The 21,176-nt window shown below is 70.5% G+C and carries 23 protein-coding genes; 11 read left to right on the top strand and 12 right to left on the bottom strand.

The window, feature by feature from the left end:
• Nucleotides 1-10: 10 nt before the first annotated feature.
• Nucleotides 11-952, bottom strand: a complete 942-nt coding sequence (locus KIH74_RS09120; RefSeq protein ID WP_214155374.1) for a tyrosine-type recombinase/integrase — start codon at nt 950-952, stop codon at nt 11-13.
• Nucleotides 953-1,055: 103 nt separating this feature from the next.
• Here KIH74_RS09120 and KIH74_RS09115 point away from each other — a divergent pair, with 103 nt between their 5' ends.
• Nucleotides 1,056-1,907: a helix-turn-helix transcriptional regulator gene (locus KIH74_RS09115; RefSeq protein ID WP_214155373.1), complete on the top strand. Its 852-nt coding sequence runs from the start codon at nt 1,056-1,058 to the stop codon at nt 1,905-1,907.
• Here KIH74_RS09115 and KIH74_RS09110 read toward each other — a convergent pair.
• Nucleotides 1,870-2,601, bottom strand: a complete 732-nt coding sequence (locus tag KIH74_RS09110) for an SDR family oxidoreductase (protein WP_214155372.1) — start codon at nt 2,599-2,601, stop codon at nt 1,870-1,872. The genes KIH74_RS09115 and KIH74_RS09110 overlap by 38 nt on opposite strands.
• Nucleotides 2,602-2,724: 123 nt before the next feature.
• On the opposite strand from KIH74_RS09110, the gene KIH74_RS09105 reads away from it, so the two are divergent.
• Both KIH74_RS09105 and KIH74_RS09100 read left to right on the top strand, forming a co-directional pair.
• The gene (locus tag KIH74_RS09105; protein WP_214155371.1) at nt 2,725-3,066 is read left to right on the top strand and encodes a nuclear transport factor 2 family protein; all 342 of its coding nucleotides are present in this window, start codon (nt 2,725-2,727) and stop codon (nt 3,064-3,066) included.
• A gap of 293 nt (nt 3,067-3,359) precedes the next feature.
• A complete protein-coding gene (locus KIH74_RS09100) occupies nt 3,360-3,695 on the top strand; it encodes a hypothetical protein (RefSeq protein WP_214155370.1) in 336 nt (111 codons plus the stop codon).
• A 55-nt stretch (nt 3,696-3,750) separates the two neighbouring features.
• On the opposite strand, the gene KIH74_RS09095 is transcribed toward KIH74_RS09100, so the two are convergent.
• Complete coding sequence (locus tag KIH74_RS09095; RefSeq protein WP_308113669.1) at nt 3,751-4,800, bottom strand: sporulation protein; 1,050 nt, start codon at nt 4,798-4,800, stop codon at nt 3,751-3,753.
• Between the two features lie 244 nt (nt 4,801-5,044).
• Here KIH74_RS09095 and KIH74_RS09090 point away from each other — a divergent pair, with 244 nt between their 5' ends.
• The gene (locus KIH74_RS09090; protein WP_214155369.1) at nt 5,045-5,518 is read left to right on the top strand and encodes a hypothetical protein; all 474 of its coding nucleotides are present in this window, start codon (nt 5,045-5,047) and stop codon (nt 5,516-5,518) included.
• A gap of 8 nt (nt 5,519-5,526) precedes the next feature.
• On the opposite strand, the gene KIH74_RS09085 is transcribed toward KIH74_RS09090, so the two are convergent.
• The 9 genes from KIH74_RS09085 to KIH74_RS09045 all read right to left on the bottom strand — a co-directional run bounded on the left by KIH74_RS09085 (nt 5,527) and on the right by KIH74_RS09045 (nt 15,624).
• Nucleotides 5,527-6,753, bottom strand: coding sequence for a serine hydrolase domain-containing protein (locus KIH74_RS09085; RefSeq protein ID WP_214155368.1), 1,227 nt, complete (start codon nt 6,751-6,753; stop codon nt 5,527-5,529).
• A 77-nt stretch (nt 6,754-6,830) separates the two neighbouring features.
• Nucleotides 6,831-7,868, bottom strand: a complete 1,038-nt coding sequence (locus KIH74_RS09080; RefSeq protein WP_214155367.1) for an ABC transporter permease — start codon at nt 7,866-7,868, stop codon at nt 6,831-6,833.
• 142 nt (nt 7,869-8,010) lie between these two features.
• Nucleotides 8,011-8,235 (bottom strand): DUF2188 domain-containing protein, encoded by a 225-nt coding sequence (locus KIH74_RS09075; protein ID WP_214155366.1) that lies wholly within the window; start codon nt 8,233-8,235, stop codon nt 8,011-8,013.
• Nucleotides 8,236-8,331: 96 nt separating this feature from the next.
• Nucleotides 8,332-9,582, bottom strand: coding sequence for a hypothetical protein (locus KIH74_RS09070; protein WP_214155365.1), 1,251 nt, complete (start codon nt 9,580-9,582; stop codon nt 8,332-8,334).
• Nucleotides 9,583-9,623: 41 nt separating this feature from the next.
• Nucleotides 9,624-11,243: a beta-N-acetylhexosaminidase gene (locus KIH74_RS09065; protein WP_214155364.1), complete on the bottom strand. Its 1,620-nt coding sequence runs from the start codon at nt 11,241-11,243 to the stop codon at nt 9,624-9,626.
• Nucleotides 11,244-11,246: 3 nt separating this feature from the next.
• Nucleotides 11,247-12,071 carry a carbohydrate ABC transporter permease gene (locus tag KIH74_RS09060; RefSeq protein WP_214155363.1) on the bottom strand — a complete coding sequence of 275 codons (825 nt, stop codon included), beginning with the start codon at nt 12,069-12,071 and terminating at the stop codon, nt 11,247-11,249.
• Entirely contained in the window at nt 12,068-13,024 is a 957-nt protein-coding gene (locus KIH74_RS09055) for a carbohydrate ABC transporter permease (protein ID WP_214155362.1), read from the bottom strand. The genes KIH74_RS09060 and KIH74_RS09055 overlap by 4 nt, the downstream gene beginning before the upstream one ends.
• Nucleotides 13,021-14,352, bottom strand: a complete 1,332-nt coding sequence (locus KIH74_RS09050) for an extracellular solute-binding protein (RefSeq protein WP_214155361.1) — start codon at nt 14,350-14,352, stop codon at nt 13,021-13,023. Before KIH74_RS09050 ends, KIH74_RS09055 begins: the two co-directional genes overlap by 4 nt.
• Nucleotides 14,353-14,454: 102 nt before the next feature.
• The gene (locus tag KIH74_RS09045) at nt 14,455-15,624 is read right to left on the bottom strand and encodes an ROK family transcriptional regulator (protein WP_214155360.1); all 1,170 of its coding nucleotides are present in this window, start codon (nt 15,622-15,624) and stop codon (nt 14,455-14,457) included.
• Nucleotides 15,625-15,932: 308 nt separating this feature from the next.
• Between KIH74_RS09045 and KIH74_RS09040 the strand changes: the two genes are divergently transcribed.
• The 7 genes from KIH74_RS09040 to KIH74_RS09010 all read left to right on the top strand — a co-directional run bounded on the left by KIH74_RS09040 (nt 15,933) and on the right by KIH74_RS09010 (nt 21,169).
• A complete protein-coding gene (locus KIH74_RS09040; RefSeq protein WP_214155359.1) occupies nt 15,933-16,460 on the top strand; it encodes a GNAT family N-acetyltransferase in 528 nt (175 codons plus the stop codon).
• A gap of 709 nt (nt 16,461-17,169) precedes the next feature.
• Entirely contained in the window at nt 17,170-17,334 is a 165-nt protein-coding gene (locus KIH74_RS09035; protein ID WP_214155358.1) for a hypothetical protein, read from the top strand.
• The gene (locus KIH74_RS09030) at nt 17,331-18,209 is read left to right on the top strand and encodes an SAM-dependent methyltransferase (protein ID WP_214155357.1); all 879 of its coding nucleotides are present in this window, start codon (nt 17,331-17,333) and stop codon (nt 18,207-18,209) included. Before KIH74_RS09035 ends, KIH74_RS09030 begins: the two co-directional genes overlap by 4 nt.
• Nucleotides 18,206-18,922, top strand: coding sequence for a Stf0 family sulfotransferase (locus tag KIH74_RS09025; RefSeq protein ID WP_214155356.1), 717 nt, complete (start codon nt 18,206-18,208; stop codon nt 18,920-18,922). Before KIH74_RS09030 ends, KIH74_RS09025 begins: the two co-directional genes overlap by 4 nt.
• A complete protein-coding gene (locus KIH74_RS09020) occupies nt 18,922-19,647 on the top strand; it encodes a hypothetical protein (protein ID WP_214155355.1) in 726 nt (241 codons plus the stop codon). Before KIH74_RS09025 ends, KIH74_RS09020 begins: the two co-directional genes overlap by 1 nt.
• The gene (locus KIH74_RS09015; protein WP_214155354.1) at nt 19,644-20,459 is read left to right on the top strand and encodes a 2OG-Fe(II) oxygenase; all 816 of its coding nucleotides are present in this window, start codon (nt 19,644-19,646) and stop codon (nt 20,457-20,459) included. The genes KIH74_RS09020 and KIH74_RS09015 overlap by 4 nt, the downstream gene beginning before the upstream one ends.
• Nucleotides 20,456-21,169 (top strand): SDR family oxidoreductase, encoded by a 714-nt coding sequence (locus KIH74_RS09010; RefSeq protein ID WP_214155353.1) that lies wholly within the window; start codon nt 20,456-20,458, stop codon nt 21,167-21,169. The genes KIH74_RS09015 and KIH74_RS09010 overlap by 4 nt, the downstream gene beginning before the upstream one ends.
• Nucleotides 21,170-21,176: the final 7 nt, after the last annotated feature.

Raw genomic sequence — 21,176 nt, 5'->3', positions numbered from 1 at the left:
GTCCTAGTTATCAGGGGTCCAGACAGTGCCGCAAAACATCCGCTTGGGTGATCACCCGGCGCAGTGCCACATCGCTCACATGGGTGTAGATCTCGGTCGTGCTGATGCTCGCGTGCCCGAGAAGCCGCTGCACGTAGCGGATGTCGATCCCGGACTCGAGCAGCTGGGTGGCCGCGGAGTGCCGGAACATGTGCGGGGTCAGGTGCCGGCCGATGCGGGAGGCGCGGCCCGCGCCGGCGATGCGGTCGCGCAGGGCGGAGGTGGTCATCGGGTCCAGGTCGTTCTTGAACAGCAGGTACGGATGGCCGACGCCGAGGTCCGCGCGGGCGTCCAGGTAGGCCCGCAGCAGGGGGTTCAGCCAGGAGCCGGTGTAGTAGACAACCCGCTCCCGGGAACCCTTTCCGTGGATCCGGATGCTCTCGTCGGCGAAAGTGATGTCACCGGTACGGATCTGCACCACCTCGCCGACCCGCACCCCGGTGGTGATCATCAGCGTCACGGCGACCAGCGTCGTCACCTTGTGCGGACGGGTCAGCGGAGCCGGTGGGGCGCCGAGATCGGCCGACCGGAGAAGACAGCGCAGCAGCTGACTGAGTTCGTGCCGCGGGATCGACCGGGGCAGGGGCCGGGCCCCGCTGGTCCGGAACCTCACCTGCGACCAGTCCCGGTCGACGGGCAGCTCGCTGGCCTGGAGCCATCGGCAGAAGCTCCGCGCCGCGGCCAGGTTGCGGCGGATCGTGGCCTCGGACAGTCCCTCACGGCGCCGGGACTCCAGGAACCGCCGGATCTGGTCGCCGGTCACCGCCGCCGACCCCGGGGTGAGGCCGATGAACTCCTGGAACCTGGCCGCGTCGGAGGTGTAGGCCCGGACGGTGTGCCGGGAGAAGCCTTGCGTGTGCGCCAGCCAGGAACCGAAATCGGCGCCCGGGTAGCCGGATCTCAGCGTGATCACCCCGCCTGGAAGCGTCCGTCGGTCTACCCGGGGTTGATCGGCACCGATCCGCGTTGCTTGATCCACTGCACCGTGGCACGGACCGGGCCCTTAGCATGGCCGCATGCCCCCGCGCGACAACGAACTCGGCGACTTCCTGCGCAGCAGTCGTTCCCGCATCGAGCCGGGTGAGGCGGGACTGGCGGGCGGCCGGGCCGGACGGCGTGTGCCGGGTCTGCGCCGCGAGGAGGTGGCGGTGCTGGCCGGGGTCAGCGCCGACTACTACACCCGCCTGGAGCAGGGGCGCGAGCGCAATCCCTCCGCGCAGGTGATCGAGGCCATCGGCCGGGCCCTGCGGTTGCCGGAGCAGGCGCGGGAGCACATGTTCCGGCTCGCCGGGCTGCTCCCTCGGGCGGGTCGCCCGCCCGAGGTGGTCGCCACTTCCCTGATGGACGTCCTCGCGGCCTTTCCGTCGGCTGCCGCCTACGTGCTCGGCCCGGCTCTGGACGTGCTGGCGGCCAACCCGATCGCCGAGGCGCTGCTGTCGCCGTTCGGCGAGGAGCGCGGCATGCCCCGCATCCTGTTCACCCACCCCGCCGCCGCGACCGTGTTCACCGAGCGGGACCTGCTGCGCCGGGCCAGCGTCCATGCTCTTCGACTGAACGCCGGCCGGTTCCCCGGCCACCCGGGCATCCAGGACGTGGTGGCCGGGCTGACCGAGGAATCGGCCGAGTTCGCCCGGCTCTGGCAGGACCACCAGGTGGGCGGCCTGAGCCGGGCGTTCAAGGTGTTCGTGCATCCTGCCGTGGGCCGGATCGAGCTGACCTACCAGACCTTCGAGGTGGACGACGCGCCCGGCCAGCAGTTGCTGGTCGGCACGCCGGTGCCCGGGTCGGCGGGCCAGGAGGCGCTGGCCCGCCTGGCCTCCGGCACCCGGCTCACCCCTGAGCCGTGGGACGCACCACCAGTTCGCTGACGTCCACGTCGGCCGGCTGGTCCACCGCGAAGGCGATGGCCCGGGCGATCGCCGAGGGCGGGATGGCCAGCTCGTCGGTGGCCGCGCGGGCGGCCTGCTGCACCGCGGCGTCACCGCCCTGATGTGTGAGCTCGGTCCGGGTGAAACCGGGGCAGACCACGGTGACGCGGACGTCCCGGCTCTCCTGCCGTAGCCCCTCGGAGATGGCCCGGACGGCGAACTTCGTCGCGCTGTAGACCGCGGCGGTGGGGTCCACCCGCAGGCCGGAGACCGACGCGACGTTGACGATGTGCCCGCTCCCGCGCTCGCGCATGCCGGGCAGTACCGCCGCGATGCCGTGCAGCACACCGCGGATGTTGACGTCGATCATCTGGTTCCACTCGTCCACGCGCAGGTCCTCGACCAGCGACAGAGGCATCACGCCGGCGTTGTTGACCAGGACGTCGACGCGCCCGAAGAGCTCCGTGCCGGTGGCCGCGAAGGCGTGCACCGAGTCCGGGTCGGTGACGTCGAGGTGGGTGGTGCGCAGGTCGGCGCCGTCCGCGCGAAGCCGCCCGGCCAGGTCCGAAAGACGTTCTGTGCGGCGGGCTCCGGCGAGCACCTGGTGCCCGGCCCGGGCCAGGTGGATGGCGGTGGCCTCGCCGATGCCGCTGCTGGCGCCGGTGATCAGGACGGCCTTGGACTGCGTGCTCATGAGCTGATTCCTCGTCGTGCGAAGCGGAGGGGACACCCCGAGTTCAGCGCGGTCCGGCCTCCCACACCGGTGCACCGGCCACCAGGATCAGGATCAGCCATCGACGAACAGGGAAGAAGCATCATGACGAACGGACGACGTGAAACCATCGTGGCCGAGTGGATCCAGGCCGCGAACACCCATGACCCGGAGCGCTTTCTCGCGTTCTTCGCCGACGACGCGGTGCTGGACGATCCCTCGGTCGGGCGCAGTTTCGAGGGCGCCGACGGCATCGGGGAGTACTACCGGGACTACTTCATCGGGTACGGCACACGGACCCGGCTGATCGGGATGACGCCGCAGGACGGCCATCTGCACGTGGAGGTGCACTTCACCGGAGAGTTCCCGGGAGGGCAGACCGGCGGCATCTTCGACATCACGTTCACCGGTGACCAAATCCGTTTCATCCGGGCGGATCTGGCCTGAGTACGGACATGCGCGCCACCGCGATCCACGGCGGAACGTGGGCCGAGGTCCGGGAATTGCGCTTAGCATGGGAAAGTGCCCCTTGTCCCGGTCGGTGCCGCGCTGCCGGAGCGGCCGTTGCGCATCGCCGTAGCGGGGGTGTCGGGAGCAGGGAAGACGACCCTCGTGCGTCGTCTGGGAGAGCGGCACGGCCTTCCCGGCGCCGAGCTGGATGCTCTCTACCACGGTCCGAACTGGACGCCGCGCACCGAATTCGTGCACGACGTCCATGATTTCATCGCCGGCCGGAGTGGGTGCTGGAGTGGCAGTACGGTCAGGTGCGCCCGGCGATCACCCGGCGGCTCACCCTGCTGATCTGGCTCGACCTGCCGGTGCGGACGGTGATGTGGCAGGTGGTCCGCCGCACCGTGGTACGGCGTCTGCGCCGGGAGGAGCTCTGGAACGGCAACCGCGAACCGGGCCTGCTGACCGTCTTCACCGATCCGCAGCACGTGGTGCTGTGGGCCTGGAGAACCCGGCACAAACTCGGCCCTCGCGTGGTCCAGGTGCTGAGCGACCGGCCTGACCTGTGCGTCATCAGGCTCCGGAACCGTTCCGAGGTGGAACGTTTCGTGGCCGCGTTGCCCTAGTGGGGGAGGCCCCTCCCGCCCCGGACCGGACGGGAGGGGCACTCACGCGCGAGGATCAGGCTTCTTCCTCCTCGCTGCCCTCCTCTTCCTCGTCGCCCTCGAAGATGTCTTCGATGATCTCGTTGGCGACGTATCCGGCGGTCAGACCGCCGACGACGCCCATCGCCATCCCGGCCATACCGGAGCCGCCGCCGGACGAGTGCCCGCCGTGGTGCATCGGCTGACCGGCCGGATAACCGGCCTGGCCATGGCCGCCCTGCCCGTAGCCACCCTGGCCGTAACCGGGCTGGCCGTAGGGGTTCTGGCCGTAGCCGCCGGCCGCGCCCTGGCCGAACAGCGCCTGCCGCTGCCCGATGGCCTCCTGCACCCAGCCGTCCACGACCTGCGCCCAGTCGGTGCTGTCGGCGTCGGCGTGCGACACGGTGTAGCGCCCGTAGCTGTCATGGCCCGGCCGGAACAGGCCGCCGCGCTTGTCGAACTCCAGCACCACCTGCACCGAGTGCGGGTTCGCCACGAAGGTGAGCTCGACCTCGTTCACGGCGTGGGCGTACTGCTGCGCCGGGAAGTACTCGATCTCCTGGTAGAACGGCAGCTGCTGCGGCACCCCGGCCAGCTGCCCCCGCTCCAGGTCGGCCGACTTGAACACGAAGCCGAGCTGGGCGAAGGCGTCCAGGATGCGCTGCTGCACGGGCAGCGGCTGCACCTGCACCGGGTCGAGGTCGCCCTTGTCGACGGCCCGGGCGATCGAGACCTCGGTGCGCACCCCCATCACCATGCCGTGCAGCGGCTGCCCGTACACGGCGGTGATCGGTGTCTCCCAGGGCATCACGAGCTGGAAGGGGAGCGAGAGCTGCTGCCCCTCGGCGAGCCGGATCGGCCCGCTGACGGCGACCCGGTGGAACTCCCCGACGGCGTCGTGGTCGCCGCTCTCCATCCGGGTGATCAGGCCCAGGGTGATGTGCTCGATGTCCACGTCGGCGCCGCCACCGGTGAGGTTCACCTGCCCGGTCAGCACCCCGCCCGGTTCGGCGGTGGGGCGGGACAGCACAGTGTCGACACTCGGGCCGCCGATTCCGAGGGCGCCCAGCATCTTCTTGAAGACCACGTGTTTTCTCCTGCGGTGAAACTGTCGGACACGAAGCGGGCATCACCCGCAAGATCACCAACGGCCGGACCGCCGAAATCGTCCCTTACTCATCCCTACCAGCTCATAGGGCCGCATACTGCTCCTGCGTATCGCCAGGTGCGGATCATCCGTCGGACCGTGATCGGGCCAGGCACTTCATCGGGCCGGGCTTCCGGCCGAGAAGTCAGTGATCAGGGTCTGCTGCCGCCCGCGAGGAGTGCCGATGACGAACGATGCCCAGTCCACCAGTCTCGACCTGATCCTCCGGGACGCGGTGCACGCCCTCCAGCAACTCACCGGAACCGACACCTGGAAGCACGTGCTGGTCGGCACCAGCCAGGGCACCGGGCGCGGCGCCGACCACACGGCCGTGTACCTGTGCACCGAACGCCGCGACCTGGCGATCATCTCGTTCCCTCATCGCCTCGTCGTGCAGCCCAACGTGCACGACACCCTGCGGCACGTGCGGGTGTTCCCCCGGCACCGGATCATCGTCGCCTCCGCCGCGTACCTCACCGGCCCGGTCGGCGGAATGGAGGCGCAGATGCTCGACGACCCGGTGCGCGCCCGCGAGGACCTGCTGCTGATGGTGCCCGACGCCGCGTCGGCCAGCGGGATGGCGGAGATCCGGGTGACCGGCGCCCAGACCGGCGAGGTGGCCCGGGCGGTGGCCGAACTGCACGCCCTCAAAGCCTGACCCGCCCCTCAGCCGCCCGAGGCGTCCGGCAGGACCCCGGTGACCGCCTCGGTCATCCGGAGGGACATCTCCTGGAGGGGCAGACCGTCGGTGTTGCCGAGAACGACCCCGACCCAGCCGGTGTCCGGGTAGATGCTCCAGCTCGCCCCCACGCCGGGATTGGCTCCGGCCCGGGAGAACTCCCACTGGCCGCCGACGATGTGCACCGGGACGCCGTACGACCCGAAACCGCTCGGCCCCTGCGGGAACCTGGCCGCGGTGAGCACATCGGCCCAGGGCCGGTCGAGCAACGTGCCGTCGTACAGCCTCCGGGCGAAGCGCACCAGGTCGGGGGCACTGGCGAATCCACCGTCACCCGGAGCGTCGATGAACGCACGGCCCGGGTTGCGCCCCTGCACCCACTCGTCGGGACTGCCCTGGTCCAGATGGTGCAGGGCGTCCACCTCGCTGCCGTCCGCCAGCCTCATGTACGGATGAGCGAGGCGGCGGTCGGTGAGCCACTGCGGCCGGGTGTAGAACGCCGAGACGCTCATGCCGGCCCGGTCGAAGATGTTCTCCTGCACGTAGTCCCAGTAACTCTGGCCACTTGCCGCCTCCACCAGCAACGCCGGGACGGCCGTGCCCGCGCCGGCGTGCCGGGGATCGGGCAGGCCGGGGGTACCGATCGGCTCCGCCTGCCGGGCGTACCACTCGCAGTACTCGTGCACCTCCTCGCGACTGCGGTAGACCCGCTGGATGTCTTCGTCGGGAGTGGCGAGCCAGGACGATCCGGAGAGCAGGTGGTGCACGGTCACGTTCTCGGCGACGTCCTGGCGGAAACCCGTCAGGTGCTTGCCGATCGGGTCGCCCAGCGCCAGCTTGCCGCGCTGCACCAGTTGCAGGACGGCGACGGGGGAGAACGGTTTTCCCGCCGAGCTGAGGGTGAACACGGTGTTCTTGCCGTTGCGGATGCCGCGCTCGCGGTCGGCCATGCCGAAACTGCGGCTCAGTACCGTGCGGCCCCGGTGCGACAACAGCACCGTGCCGGAGAACCGGCCTTCGGAGGCAAGTTTCGTGACGTACCGGTCGTAGGAACCGCCGGGCCGGGTGGCCGGAGGGATCCTGGACGAGGCGGCCGCACCGCCGGCACTCAGTGCTCCTCCGGTCGCCACCGGGGCGGCGGCGAAGGCTCCGAGCAGGGAACGGCGGCGCCAGGGCCGGGCTTCGCCGGCGGATTGCGTGGTGAGGTTGTCCATGGCGAACCAGACTGCCGGACAAGGTATATCGGTGGCGTATGGCGGAACGCATACGCTCACGACAGCACCGCCCGTGGTCAGGGAAGGTCGGCCAGGCTGTTGCGATGGCCCGCCCCGGCCAGCAGATTGACGACGCCGAGCACCACCGCGCCGATGCCCGCGTAGAGAATGAGCACGGTCAGTTCCGTCGCCAGCGGGGCCTCGGGAAAGTAGAGCACCCGGCGCAGCAGCGTGGCCCCGGCACCGGGCGGCAGGGCCTGACCGAAGTCCTTCCAGAACACCGGCATCAACGGCAGAGCGGTCGCGGCGCCGCTGATCGGCGAACCGAGCAGGAAGTACAGGATGCCCCCGACGCCCGCCCCGGCGCTGCCGACGAGCGAGACCAGAGCGCTGACCGACGCGGTCACCGACAGGTTGATCAGCGCCAGGCACAGTGAGAGCTTGAAGAAGTGCACGTGGTTGCCCACCCCGAAGGCGTGCGACACGGTGGCGATCCCGAGCCCGACCACCAGGGCGTAGAGCACCAGGAACAGCACCGGCAGCTCACCACGGGCCCAGTTGGCCCGGTAACGCGGCACCAGCCGGCCCAGTCCCACCGAGCCGATCGTGCCGACCAGCACCACCACCTGGAGGAGCACGGCGATGCTGCTGCCGGCCGAGTCCCCGGTGGGCAGGGCGCTGGTCTCCGTGACGGTGGGGGTGAGCGACGCCCCGGCCGCGGCCTCGGTCACCAGCGCCGTCAGCGCGGACGCCACCTGGGGGGACGCCGCGGTGGACTTCAGCAGCTCGACGCCGCTCTCGCTGACGACCACGGCACCGTAGGTGTCCATCCGGTCGATGCCGCCGATCGCCGCGTTCCGGCTGTCGTAGGTCACGAAACGGACGGCTTCACCGGCCTCTTCGGCCAGTGCCGTGCGGGTGGTCTCCGCGCCGACGTAACCCAGCGGCACGTGGTGCGGCGTGGGTGCGTGCGAAACGCTGAGCAGGGCCGAGCCGAGCAGGGTGAGGATGACCACCCCGAGCGCCGCCACCACCGCGGCACGCACCCAGAAGTGCCGTTCGCGGCGTCGTTCCGTCTCGGGGGCCACCTCGGGCGCGGAGGTGGGCTCCGTCATGGTGCCCATGGTCCGATGCTGACAGGGCCCGGGAGCCGCGGCAGCCCGGCGTCCCCCGATAGGCCGTATCCCGGCCTCGGGCAGCCGAAATGATCGTGCGGTCCCACCCGGCCGGGTGGAACCGCACGATCAGCGGTAGGCGTCAGCCCGGGATGTCGCGAGGGTCGTCGCCGTACGTGTGCTTCTCGGTGATCTGGCCGTTCTGGTCCTTCACGATGTGCTCGACCCGGTCGGCCCGGGCCCGGTCACGGCCCTGCCCGACCTGCTCGTCCTTCGTGCCACCGGTGGCGAAAGGCGCTGTCTGGCCCTCGATCCGGCTGTGCCAGTTGCCGTCCTGGTGATAGGTCTCCACGTCACCCTTCGGCATCCGTACCACTCCGTTCCGATCGTCCGTGCTCGTCCTGGTGTTCCTGGGACCAACGTAGGCACATCGGGCCGGACCGCCACCGCAGAGGGCACACCGCTACAACCGGAACGGGTTCCAGCCCTTCGCCGCCATCAGGTACCAGGCCGTGGCCCCGGTGTGCAGACTGGCGTAGTACAGATCGCCGAAACCGGTGTCCAGACCGTCGCTCGACGCCGAGGGGATGCCCCGCCCGTCGCCGTTCGGCGTGGTCGCCTGCGCCCGCTCGATGTTCGCCAGCAGCCGGGCGGCCAGCCGCGCGTCGCCCTGCGCGCCACGGGCCTTCAGCGTCAGGGCCAGGTGCCCGGTGCCCTCCAGCCAGACCTTGCTGACGTCCGTGTCGCTGTAGCTGACCCCGGAGACACCCGCGTCCGTGGTGCTCAGGTTGCTCAGCACCCAGTCGACCGACCGGCTGTACCGCCGGTCCAGGGTGGCGAGATAGGCCCAGGTCTGGGTGTCCTCGGGGATCGGCGTGCGGTTGGTGGTGACGCCGTCCGGGTCGGTGCCGGTCCAGGTGTGACCGCTCGCCGGGTCCTGCATGGCCGCCACGAACGAGAACGCCACCTGCGCCCGCGCCCGCCACACCTGCTTGCCGGTCAGCCGGGCGAGCATGGTGAAGAACGCGCCCACGTCGATGTTGTGCTCGGTGGCCTTGAACGTGTTCGGCTGGTCGTCGGCCGTGCGGCCGCCGGTGTAGCCGTAGGGTGCCCGGTCGGCGTCGTAGGTCTTGTCCTGGATCCAGTCGGCCTCCAGCAGAGCGCCTTCCAGGAACCGGCGGCGGCCGGTGCGGGCGTACAGCTGGGCGAAGGCCATGCCGACCCAGGCCTGGTTGCCGGTGAACGCCGCGGGGGAACCGATGTCCAGGCTGCCGGTCAGCGTGGTGAACGAGTCGGGCTGGTACGACGCGCGGGTGCGGCCGTCACCGATCGGGTCGTGCGCCTGGGCGTACAGCAGCGTGTCGCCGAGGATCGTCGCCCGGCGCACGTCGTCCGTGGTCCCGCTCGCCAGCCAGGCGAGGATCACCAGGGCGTCGTCGTAGGCGAACGACGACACGAACGTCCAGGTCGGCGTCTCGAAGAAGCCGCCGGTGTAGCTGCGCGGCACCCGCAGCGCGGTGCCCGAGCCGTACTCGTCGAACTTGTCCGCGAGGAAGGCGTAGGCCTTCCGCACGGACGGGTCGGTGGCGGCAGAGGTGGTGGCCGAGGTGGTGGTAGACGTGGCGGCCGACGCGGTGGCCGGGTACAGGGCGCCGGCCGCGAGGGCGGCGCCGCCACCGAGCATCAGATGACGGCGGGAGGGGAGGTGAGACACGTGATTCCTTCGGGGGAGGGGTATCTCGGAGCGAGCCGGGATCAGGCGTCCGTGGCGGCGATGTTCGCCACCAGCTCGGCGATGTGGGCGGCGCGCTGCTCGCGGGTGGAGGGCCGGCCCGGCACGCCCGGGCGCTCCTGCCAGGGGCGCGGGCCGTCGGCGTGCCGGTACTCCACCCCGAGGGCGTCCAGGCGGGTCAGGTGGTGCTCCAGCCGGGCGCTGAAGTCGGCGAAGTCGCGGGCCGCGGCCGGGCTCCACAGTGCCTCGGCCACCGCGCACAGCCGGGGGAAGACGAGATAGTCCACGGTGCGCGGGTTGTCGGCGTGCTCGGTCCAGATGTTCGCCTGGCCGCCGAGCACGTGCCGGGCCTCCTGCGCGCTCAGCTCGGCCGGCACCGGCTCGAACCGGTACACGTCCTCGACGGTCAGCGGGATCGACACCGGGATCGGCTCGTTGGGCAGCTCGGACTGCCGGTAGTCGAGATACACCATGTCGTCGGGGCAGGCGATCACGTCGTGCCCCCGCCGGGCCGCGGCGACCGCCCCGGCCATGCCCCGCCACGACGCCACGGTGGCGCCGGGTGCCAGGTCGCCCTCCAGGATCTCGTCCCAGCCGAAGGCCCGGCGGCCGGCTGCGGTCAGGTGGTCGTCGAGGCGCCGCACGAACCAGGTCTGGCAGTCGGCCTCCCGGGTGATGCCCAGCTCCCGCATGCGTTCCTGGGTGCGGGGGTCGGCGCGCCACTGGTCGCGTGGGCACTCGTCACCGCCGATCCCGATGAACGGCGAGGGGAAGAGCTCGAGCACCTCGTCGAGCACACCGAGGAAGAACTGGACGGTGGATTCCTCGAGGTTGAGCACGTTCGGGTTGATGCCCCAGCGGGTCCACACCTCCAGCGGCTCCTGGAGCACGCCGAGCTCGGGGTAGGCCTTCAGCGCGGCCTGCACGTGCCCGGGGGTCTCGATCTCGGGGACGACGGTGACGAAGCGCTCCGCGGCGTAGGCCACGATCTCGCGGATGTCGTCCTGGGTGTAGAAACCGCCGTGCGGACGGCCGTTCTCACCGGCGTCCCGGGCCGCGCCCACCTGGGTGCCGTGCCGCCAGGAGCCGACCTCGGTCAGCCGCGGGTAGCGCTTGATCTCCACCCGCCAGCCCTGGTCGTCGGTCAGGTGCCAGTGCAGGGTGTTCAGCCGGTGCACCGCCATCAGGTCGATGAACCGGAGCACGTCGTGCTTGGGCATGAAATGCCTTGAGACGTCGAGCATCACGCCACGCCAGCCGAAGCGGGGTTCGTCGTCCACCACAACGGCCGGAACGGCCCACCGCTGCCCGGGGACCAGCCCACGCCGGAACACCGCGGGCGGCAGCAGCTGGAGCAGCGCCTGGCAGCCGTAGAACACCCCGGCCGGGCCGCCACCGGTGACGGTGGCGCCGGTGGGCGCCACCTCCAGCCGGAAGGCCTCCGTCCCGAGGCCGCCGTCGATTCCGAGATGGATCGTGCCACGCGCGGTTTCACGCAGGGGCAGCCCGGTGGCCGGGTACAGCGCCGACCGGAACCAGGTGAGGACGGCGATGAGCTCCTCGTCCGCGGACAGCGTGGTGGCGCGGTCGAGGACGAGTTCTCCGTCGCCGGAACGGAGATCGACCGGACGGGGGATCAGCATGGTTCAGCCCTTCACGGCGCCGGCGGACATCCCGGACACGAGGTTGCGCTGGATGATCAGGAAGAAGACGACGACGGGCAGCGCGAACAGCACGGACGCCGCCATCTGGCCGCCGTAGTCCGTTCCGCTGGTCGGGTTCGTGAACGACGCCAGCCACACCGGGAGCGTGTAGTGACTCTGGTCCTGCATGAACGTGTAGGCCACCAGGTAGTCGTTCCAGGCGGCGATGAAGGCGAAGATGCTGGTGGCGATCACCCCGGGGGCGACCAGTGGGAAGAGCACGCTGAACAGGATCCGCCAGGTGCCGGCGCCGTCGATCCGGGCGGCCTCCTCGATCTCCACCGGGATCGCGACGAAGAAGCCGCGCATCACCCAGATCGAGAACGGCAGCGTGGTGGCCAGGTAGGCGAGGATCAGGCCGTAGTAGGTGCCCAGCAGGTTCGCCGTGTTGAACAACGCGAACATCGGGATGAGCAGGGCTGTTCCGGGCAGCATCTGGACCGCCAGGATGACCACGAGGATGGCCCGTCGCCCGGCGAACCGGAACCGCGACAGCGCGGCGGCGGCGAAAATGCCCACGGCGATGGACAGGACGACGGTGGCGGCCACCACGATCACGCTGTTGCGCAGGTTGGTCAGGAAGTTCTCCTGCGTCACCGCGGTCACGAAGTTGTCCAGCGTGGGGTGCGTGGGCAGGAACTTCGGGGTGGTGGTGAGCAGGTCGGCGCGCGGTTTGAAGGCGCTGTTGATCATCCAGTACACCGGGAAGATCCAGACCAGGCAGAAGATCGCGGCCAGCGTGTTGGCCTTCCAGCGGCTGCGGCTCACAGGTCCTCTCCCGACTTCAGCAGGCTGCGGATGTAGAAAGCGGTCAGGCCCAGCAGCATCAGCGTCGTCACCACCGAGATCGCCGCGCCCTGGCCGATCTCGAACCCGACGAACGCCGTCTTGTAGGTGAACACGCCGAGCGTCGAGGTCGAGTCGCCCGGACCGCCCTGCGAGATCAGCCAGATCTGGTTGAACACGTTGTAGTCCCAGATCACCGACAGGATGGTGACCAGCAGCAGGGTGGGCTTCAGGAAGTTGAGGGTGATCACCCGGTACACGGTGAACTCGCCGGCCCCGTCGAGCCGGGCGGCCTCCAGGTACTCCGAGGGCACCTGCTCCTCGGCGGCGTTCAGCGTCAGGGCGATGAAAGGCACCGCCTGCCACACGATCAGCAGCCAGATCGCGGTGTAGGCGTGGGCCGGGTCGCCGGCCCAGTTCAGGCTGGAGGTGTCGCCGAAGACCCGCATCTGGTCCAGGCCCCAGTTCACCACGCCGTACCCGGGCTGGAAGAGCCAGTTCCAGACCAGTGACGACGCCACGTTCGGCATCGCCCAGGCCATGATCAGCACCACCGTGGTGGTGTAGCGCCAGAACCCGCGCAGCCGGGTCAGCAGGTGCGAGACGCCCATGCCGATCACCATGCTGCCGATCACCATGGCCGCTGTGAACAACACGGTGCGCAGCAACGACTTCCAGAACGCGCTGCTGCCCAGCAGGGTGGTGTACTGCTCGAAGCCGGTGTACCGGAACTCACCGGTGAACAGGGTGCGCTGGTTGTAGTCCGTGAACGACGTGTAGACCAGGTAGATGATCGGCAGGACGGTGACCAGCACGATCACCAGACCGGCCGGCGTCAGCAGCCACAGCGGGGTGAGGTCGGGGCGCCGCCCCCGCGCGCGGGGCGCGGGGGCGGCCGTCGAGCTGGTGGCCTTGCTCGGGGTCTCGGTGGTCACAGCGTGTCGGTCAGGTGCGCGTCGAAGTCCTTGGCAGCGGCCTCGGGGGTCTTCGACCCGGTCGCGATCGACGAGAAGAACTGGTTGATGCTCTTGTCGCCCTCGACCGTGGCCCACTGCGCGGCGGCCGGGGTGGCCTTGGAGTTCAGGGCGGCGTTGAAGAAGCCCTTCTGCTGGTCGTTGATCACCGACTGGGCGGCCTCGATGCCCTCGGTGCTGTTCGGGATCCAGCCGTCCTTGCCCACCACGTAGTCGTCCTGCATCTGCGGGCTGGTCGCGATCTTCGTCCAGACCAGGGCCAGGTCGACGGCGTCGCTCTTGGCCGCGATACCCCAGTCCGAGCCACCGAGCATGGCCGGCTGGGTCTTGCCGGAGAGGCCGGGCATCGGGAAGGTGCCGATGTTGTCGGCGTCCAGGTCCGGGTTGGTCTCCAGGGTCTTGGCGATGCTGCCGGTGGTGCTCAGGAACGCCGAGGTCTTCTCGTCGGCGAACACCTGGTTGAAGTCCGGGTTGTCGGTGTCGACGGCCTGGGACGCCTTGGTGGAGTAGGTGTTCTGGAACGTCTTCCAGTCGTTCAGGGCCTTCTGCGCCTCGGCGCTCTCCAGGCCGCCGGTCCAGGTGCCGTTCGCGTCGGTCGCGATCTCCGCGCCGGCGTCCCACACCCACTGCATGCCCGCGGCCCACTGCTGGCCGGGCATGTAGAAGGCGGAGAAGTCGGAGGCCGTGTTGGCCGCCTTGATCTTGTCCAGGTCGGCGGTGAGTTCCTCGTAGGTGGTGGGAACCTCGGTGACCCCGGCGTCCTTCCAGATCTCCTTGTTGTAGATCACGGCGCGGGCACCGGCGAAACCGGGTGCGGCGTAGAGCTTGCCGTCCACCGTGGCGGGGTCTTCCAGGCCGGCCAGCCAGGTGCGGCCCTGGGCCAGGTCGGCCTTGTAGGCGGTCAGGTCCACCAGGCCGCCGTTCGCGGCGAAGCTGGCCACCTGGGTGTTGCCGAGGTCGAGCACGTCCGGGGTGTTCGCGGTGGACAGCGCCGTGCTGATCTTGGTGGTGATGCCGTCCCACTCCTGGATCTGCACGTCCACGTCGGCGCCGGTCTGCTTCGTGAACTCCGCGTTGATCGCGGCGATGGTCTCGTCGGTGTAGTCGCCGTTCATCGTCCAGATGGTGAGCGTCTTGCCGTCGCCCTTCGCCGCCGGGACGGTCTTGACCGAGCCGCCGCCGTCGCTGCCGGCGTCGTCGGAGCTGGAACCGCTGCTGGCGCAGGCCGAGAGGGCCAGGGTGAGGCTGAGACCGAGGAGTGCTGTGGTGCCGAACCGACGGGGACTCATGCGGGACTCCTGAGAGATGGGCAGGATGATGGGTGTTCGAGGGTGTGCTGATTCCACGCCACCGCGTCTGGTTGCGGTGGCGCTGGTCGGGGGGACGGACGGTCAGGCGGTGAGCTCGGCCTCCACGGCAGTGGTGACCGCACCGAGAACGGCCGCGCGCGTGCCGAGTTCGGCGGGCAGCACGGCGATCCGGGCTGCCGTGCGGGGTTTGGTGTAGCGCTCGACCGCGTCGCGCACGGCGTCGGCCAGATGGGTTCCCCCGCCGGCCAGTTCGCCGCCCACCACCACGGCCTGCGGGGCGAGGACGTTGCACAGGGCCGCCACCTGCTTGCCGATCACCGCGCCGGCGTCGGTGACCACGCGGATCGCCGCCCGGTCGCCGTCGCGGACCAGGTCGGCCAGATGGGCGGCGGTCCGGACGCCGGGGCGCACCACCCGCAGCGCGCTGAGCACGGCCTCCAGCGAGGCCAGCGTCTCCAGGCAGCCGCGGTTGCCGCACAGGCACAGGTCACCGAAGTCGGCGACCTGAACGTGCCCGAGTTCGCCCGCACCGCCGTGACTTCCGCGGTACAGGCGCCCGGCCAGCACCAGGCCGATCCCGATGCCGGAGGACGCCTTGACGTGCAGCACGTCGTTCAGGCCCAGGGCCGCACCGAAACTCCGCTCGCCCAGGGCGCACAGGTCGGCGTCGTTCTCGACGAAGGTCTCCAGACCGGTGGCCGCCGCCAGCACCGGGCCCGGCGCGACGTGCAGCCAGTTGGGTACCCAGACCGAGCTGACGTAGCCGGTGCCGGACTCGACCACGCCCGGCACCGCGACCACGAGCCGCGAGATGCGTTCCCGGCCGCCGGCCGCCTGGTCGATCAGCTCGTTGACGAATGCGCTGACCTGGGTGAGGGATTCGGCGTCGTCCATGTCGATGCCGCGGGTCTGCTCGCTGACCACCGCGCCGGACAGGTCGCAGAGGGCGGCGCGCACCACGTCACGGCCGACGTCGAGCCCGACCACCAGGCGGCGCCCACCGACCAGCTGCACGAGCCGGCCTGGGCGCCCGGTGCGTCCGTTGCGCCGCTCGTCCAGCCCGACCTCGCTGACCACGCCCTCGTCGCTCAGCTCGGAGATCAGGCTGGACACGGTGGTGGCGGAAAGGTCGGTGAGCCGGGCCAGGTCGGCGCGGCTGATCTCGCCGTGCTCCCGCAGCAGGTCGAGCAGCCGGCGCCGGTTACTGGAGCGCAGGGCGCTCAGCCCGCGGGTGCCGGGCAGAATCGACATGTCCGGAACAATCACAGTTACGACAGTGCTCGTCAATATGTTCGTCCGGAACTCTTCGTTTGCAGGCTGTAAACGGTTTGTTTCTCCAAAGTCCGTAAGAATTATCGCCTTTGGCCACTCTCAGTGGCCGGATTTCAGCTGTTGGTCAGGAGAACTGAGCAAGGTGGGCGCGAGTTCGCGGGCTCACGTCGCCCCCGTCGGTTTCCCGCCCGACGGCACAACGGTGGACGCCGTTGGCCGGGGAGAGTGGGTGGGCCCGGCGGGCACCCCGGGGACGACCGCCCGGACCCGGCTGTGAGGATGCCGGTATGGAACAGACCACCCCCGTGCTGAGACCGGCCCGCTACCCGGCCGACGTCGACGACCTGGCCGCCCTGAACATCGAGTACCTGACCTGGGCCACCGGCCGCCTGCTGGAGGAGTTCGGCGTGGTGATGGCGGTGCCGGACGCGCAGGCGTCCGCAGCGTCGGTGCGCGCGTTCGACCGGGAGGGCGCCCGTTACCTGGTGGTGGAGAACGAAGGCGTCCTGGTGGGGATGGGCGCGCTGCGCACGCTGGAGCCGGGGGTGGTCGAGATCAAGCGGATGTATCTGCGGCCGGAGCTGCGGGGCCTGCACCTGGGCTCGGCCCTGCTCGACCGGTTGCTGGCCGAGGCGGTCGACGGGCTCGGCGCGCACACCCTGCGGCTGGACAGCTGCCGGTTCATGCACGGGGCCCAGCGGCTGTACGCGTCGCGGGGGTTCACCGAGCGGGATCCCTACGAGGGCACGGAGATTCCGGCGCAGATGCGCGAGAACTGGCGGTTCTTCGAGAAGCCGGTGCCGGTGCGGGCCTGACCTTCCGCCGTAGGGGGTGCGGGGGCCGGGTGGGCGTGAACGGCGCAACCATGTCCTTAGGGGCAGGTGTCTGTGTCTGCTTGACCGGCCCCCGCGCGGCGGAGCATGATCCTCATCACTTTCACGATGGGGGGCCGACGTGAGTGATCTGCCGCTGGTCATGCAGCGGGCGCAGACGGACTTCGACTTCTATCTGGCGCTCCGGCGGGATCCCGAAAACGCGCTCTCCGGATTCGATCTGAGCGACGCCGAGCGCAGCGCCTTCGTCTCCGACCCGGCCGCCCTGTGGCGGGTGGTCGGTGGTGCGTTCGGTGACGGGCCGCCGAGGGTCGAGGAGCAGGACCCGCCACCGCCACCTCCCGGGCCACCACCTCCGCCGGGCCCACCACCGCCACCTCCGCCCGGGCCACCACCTGGGCCGCCGCCCCCGCCGGGGCCACCACCTCCGCCCGGCCCGCCGCCAGGGCCGCCGCCCCCGCCGGGGCCACCACCTCCGCCCGGCCCGCCGCCAGGGCCGCCACCCCCGCCGGGTCCGCCCCCGCCACCGGGCCCGCCTCCACCCCCGCCGCCTCCCGGGCCGCCACCCGGCCCACCGCCGCCTCCGCCACCGGGGCCGCCACCGGGCATCTTCGTCACCCCGACCCCACCGATCGACGTCGGTGTCGGGCCGGTCGTCACCGACCCGATCACCCCCGGCGTCACCGTGCGGGTGCCGATCACCTTCCTGGGTATGGCCCAGGGCGGGCGTTCTTTCGAGCCGGAGGACTTCATCGGCGATCCCGAGGTCGCCGAGGCCGTGGAGTCGATCGAGGGCGCGGCCACGGACGCGGCCCGCCTGGCCGCCGTGCAACGGCTGATGGGGAGGCTCGGATGATCGCCGGAGCTCAGTTGCCCTGCGACATAGCGGTTGTCGGCCTCGGCATCGCCGGGGTGCACCACCTGACCAAGGAGGTGGAGGAGACGATCCGGCGGTGCACGAAGACTTTCGTGGCCGACACCGGAACCGGGATGCTGGAGTATCTCGGCGGCCTGGGCACCGAGGTCGTCGACCTGACCCAGCCGCGGGAGGTGGGGGAGCACCGTATCCTGATCTACCGGCGGATAGCGGCCGAGGTGGTGGCCGCCGCGAAGGCCGGTGGGCCGGTGTGTTTCGCCACCTACGGGCATCCCACCATGTACTGCTACCCGACCACGCTGATCCAGCGGGCGGCGCTCGTGCTGAACCTGTCGGTGACCGTCCTGCCGGGGGTGTCGTTCCTCGACACGCTGCTGTGCGACCTGGGGGTGGATCCCGGGTTCGACGGCCTCCAGATGTACGAGGCCAGCGACCTCGTGGTGCGCCGCCGGCCGCTCCAGGCCGACGTGCCGTGCGTGATCACCCAGGCCCCGATGACCCTGGACGCCTACAACCGCAGGGGTTCCCGGGCGCTGGACAACCTGCGTCTGCTCCAGCGGCACCTGCTGGGCACCTATCCGGCCGACCACGAGGTGCTGCTGGTCACCTCCAAGCCGCACCCGTTGCTGGAACCGCTGATCCAGCCGGTCCCGCTCGGGTCGCTGGCCGCCGCCCTGCTGCCCGCCACGCAGCTGGGCACCCTGTTCATCCCGGCGCTGCACCGCCGGGAGATCGCCGACCGGGAACTCGCCGCGAGGATGCAGATCCTCGACGGTCCCCGGACGGCGAGGGTGACGTCCGGGGCGCCACCGAGCCGCCCCGGACGTCCACCGATCGGACCACAACCGGCGTGAGAACCCGTGCCGCGACGTACGTGGTGGCGGCGACACCCCGGTCCGGGAGCACCCTGCTGTGCGAGGGGCTCCAGGCGACCGGGGTGGCCGGGCGGCCCGCCGAGCTGTTCGGGCCGCTGCTCGAACACACCTGGAAGACGGCCTGGGGGCTGCCGGCGAACGTCCCGGACGACGAGTTCGTCCGGGCCGCACTGCGCTACGGGACCACCGGGAACGGCGTGTTCGGGATGAAGATGCACTGGCAGCACGTGCGGTTCCTGGCCGGGCGGCTGGGGGTCTGCGGGCCGCCGGGTGCGGTGCTGGACGCGCTGGTGCCGCGGGCCCGGTTCGTCCGCATCGTGCGCCGCGACCGGCGGGCCCAGGCGGTCTCGCTGTTCCGCGCCTACTGGACCGAGGAGTGGGTGCGGTTCCCCGGCTCCGGGCCACCCCGCCGGCCGGCCGGCGAACTGCGCTTCGACCGGGCCGAGATCGAGCGGCTCGAGGCCTCGATCGAGGCCGAGTCGGCCGGATGGCAGGAGTTCTTCGACCGCCGGGGGATCGAGCCGCTGATGGTGGAGTACGAGGAGCTGGACCGCGACTACGGCCGCCAGATCGCCCGGGTGCTCGACCATCTGGGGGCCGACCCCCGGGCGGTGGACCGAATCCCCGCACCCCGCCTGCAACGTCAGTCCGACCGGCTGAACGCGCACTGGATCGAGCTTCTGGAGGGATGATGCCGAGAACGTCGATCGTCGTCGTCGACGACTTCTACCGGGACCCGCTGGCGATCCGTGACCACGCCCTGGGCCGGAGTTTCTACACCCCCTACGAGAGCGACGAGGACGTGGCGTCCGGCCGCCGGCCGACCTGGTGGGCCAGCCGGTTCGAGGAGGCCGGCGACTGCCCGGTCAAGTCCTCGAAGGCCCTGACCTCGGCGCTGGAGGACGCCTGCGGGGAGACGATCGACCGGTCGCACTGGGAGGCGTCCTATCCGCGCGACGGGTCGTCGCGCCCACTGCCCGGTGCGGACCCGGCGACCCGGGGCTGTCTGTGGAACACCAGTTTTCACGTCAAGCCGGACAACGGCCAGGTGCTCGGGGACGGTGTGCACAACCACGTCACGGACGACTGGAACGGCGTCGGGCCGGACGGCTGGGCGGGCATCGTCTACCTCAGCCCCGGGGCCCCGCCGGAGGGCGGTCTGCACCTGTGGCGCAACGTCGACGCGCGGCGTCGTCACGACTGGATGACGCCGCGCGAGAACTGGCGGCTGATCGACTCCCTGGGCAACGTGTTCAACCGCCTGCTGCTGGTGCGCGGCGACGTTCCGCACAGCGGTGCCCGGGGCTGGGGCAACCGTCTGGAGGAAGGCCGTCTGTACCAGACCTTCTTCTTCCGCACCCATCCGGAGTCACCGGGATTCCGGCGTGAGCCGGTCGAGATCGAGGGAGTCGGATGACCGGCGTACTCACCGAGAGCGTCCTCGCGTCAGTCGATCTGGAGGATGTGCTGGCGCAGCGGGCCTGGCTGCGGTGTTCCGACCCGTTCCCCCACGTGATCGCGCACGACGTGTTCACCCCACGGTTCTACGCCGAGCTGTCCGGGGCGCTGCGGTCGGTGCTCGACCGGGGGCTGAGCGAGACCTCCGACCGGGCCCGGTTCTCGCGCACCATGCGGGGTTACGACGCCTACGGCCTGAGCATCACGCACGAGACCGGCGGCCCGCTCGCGCTGTTCGTGTCACCGGCCTGGCGGGACCTGCTCTGTGGGTTGTTCGGGGTGGAGCGGACTCCGTACGTGTACGCCGGGGCCCATCATCACGCCCCGTTCAGCGAGGACGGCTTCATCCACAACGATTTCAACCCGATCTGGTTTCCGCGGTCCGTCCCCGGCGACGAGGCGATCGTGACGCCGGCGTTCGGGCGGTGTCACTTCAAGACCGGTGAGGGGACGCTGGAACCTCACGAGAAGGTCGAGACGGTCCGTGGCGCGGTGGCGATCCTCTACCTGCTCAACGACGGTTGGAGAACTGGGGACGGCGGTGAGACCGCGCTCTTCGCAACCCGTTCCGGTCCGCTGGCGCGTCCGCAGGTGACGGCCGCACCGGTGAACAACAGCCTGGTGGCGTTCGAGTGCACGCCGAACTCGTTCCATGCCTTCCTGAAGAACCACCGGCTCCCACGGACGTCCATCATCATGTGGGTCCACCGGGGCCTGGCGGAGGCGTCGCAGCGGTACGGTGCGGACCGGCTGGAACGGTGGGAGCGGTGAGGCCGGTCTGCCTGCTGACCGGGGCCGGTGGGCTGTTCGGTCAGGCGTTCGTGGCCAGGTGCGCGGCGGAGTACCGGATCGTGGCCGTGCACGGCCGCACCCCGGTGAACCGGGCGAGCCAGAACCAGACCTTCGTCGATCCGCTGAACCCGGGTGGCAGGCTCGCGCTGAACGACGATCCGGTGCACACGATCCGGGCCGATCTGTCCCGGGCCGACGAGATCGAGCGGGTCGTGGACGAGACCCTGAACGAGTTCGGTCAGGTGGACCTGCTGATCAACGCGGCGGCCCGGCGGCACTGGGCGCCCCTGCTGGCGCCGGGCGCCATCGCGTCCGCCTCCGAGGTTTTCGACGTCAATCTGCTGGCACCGTTACGGATGAGCGTGGAGGTGGCCCGCCGGTGCTGGCTCGCCGACCCGGCGGGGAACCTGGCGGCCAACCGCAGCGTGGTCCAGCTGTCCAGCACGGCGGGGCTGTACGTCTACCCCGATCTGGGCCAGGCGCTGTACGGCACCTCGAAGGCCGGGCTGAACCACCTGACCTATCACCTGGCCAGTGAGTTCTGGGATCTCGGTGTGCGGGTGAACGCCCTGGCCCCGGACACCTTCCCCGGCCGGGTGGCCACCCAGGACGTCATCGACGGGGTGCTCGACCTGGCCCGGTCCGACGTCACCGGCCGGATCGTCGACCTGACCGCGGACGGGGGCTGAGCACGTC

Origin of the sequence: Kineosporia corallincola (assembly GCF_018499875.1) — a bacterium.
Classification (GTDB): Bacteria; Actinomycetota; Actinomycetes; order Actinomycetales; family Kineosporiaceae; genus Kineosporia; species Kineosporia corallincola.
Note: the sequence above shows the minus strand (reverse complement) of the source record. Positions and strands in the feature narration are given on the sequence as shown.

Bases quoted from the DNA above. Each gene is read 5' to 3' on its own strand.
- KIH74_RS09085 (WP_214155368.1), bottom strand. From the start codon at position 6,753: ATGGACAACCTCACCACGCAATCCGCCGGCGAAGCCCGGCCCTGGCGC.
- KIH74_RS09090 (WP_214155369.1), top strand. From the start codon at position 5,045: ATGACGAACGATGCCCAGTCCACCAGTCTCGACCTGATCCTCCGGGAC.
- KIH74_RS09065 (WP_214155364.1), bottom strand. From the start codon at position 11,243: ATGCTGATCCCCCGTCCGGTCGATCTCCGTTCCGGCGACGGAGAACTC.
- KIH74_RS09080 (WP_214155367.1), bottom strand. From the start codon at position 7,868: ATGACGGAGCCCACCTCCGCGCCCGAGGTGGCCCCCGAGACGGAACGA.
- KIH74_RS09030 (WP_214155357.1), top strand. From the start codon at position 17,331: ATGATCGCCGGAGCTCAGTTGCCCTGCGACATAGCGGTTGTCGGCCTC.
- KIH74_RS09110 (WP_214155372.1), bottom strand. From the start codon at position 2,601: ATGAGCACGCAGTCCAAGGCCGTCCTGATCACCGGCGCCAGCAGCGGC.
- KIH74_RS09075 (WP_214155366.1), bottom strand. From the start codon at position 8,235: ATGCCGAAGGGTGACGTGGAGACCTATCACCAGGACGGCAACTGGCAC.
- KIH74_RS09050 (WP_214155361.1), bottom strand. From the start codon at position 14,352: ATGAGTCCCCGTCGGTTCGGCACCACAGCACTCCTCGGTCTCAGCCTC.
- KIH74_RS09105 (WP_214155371.1), top strand. From the start codon at position 2,725: ATGACGAACGGACGACGTGAAACCATCGTGGCCGAGTGGATCCAGGCC.
- KIH74_RS09045 (WP_214155360.1), bottom strand. From the start codon at position 15,624: ATGTCGATTCTGCCCGGCACCCGCGGGCTGAGCGCCCTGCGCTCCAGT.
- KIH74_RS09015 (WP_214155354.1), top strand. From the start codon at position 19,644: ATGACCGGCGTACTCACCGAGAGCGTCCTCGCGTCAGTCGATCTGGAG.
- KIH74_RS09040 (WP_214155359.1), top strand. From the start codon at position 15,933: ATGGAACAGACCACCCCCGTGCTGAGACCGGCCCGCTACCCGGCCGAC.
- KIH74_RS09020 (WP_214155355.1), top strand. From the start codon at position 18,922: ATGCCGAGAACGTCGATCGTCGTCGTCGACGACTTCTACCGGGACCCG.
- KIH74_RS09115 (WP_214155373.1), top strand. From the start codon at position 1,056: ATGCCCCCGCGCGACAACGAACTCGGCGACTTCCTGCGCAGCAGTCGT.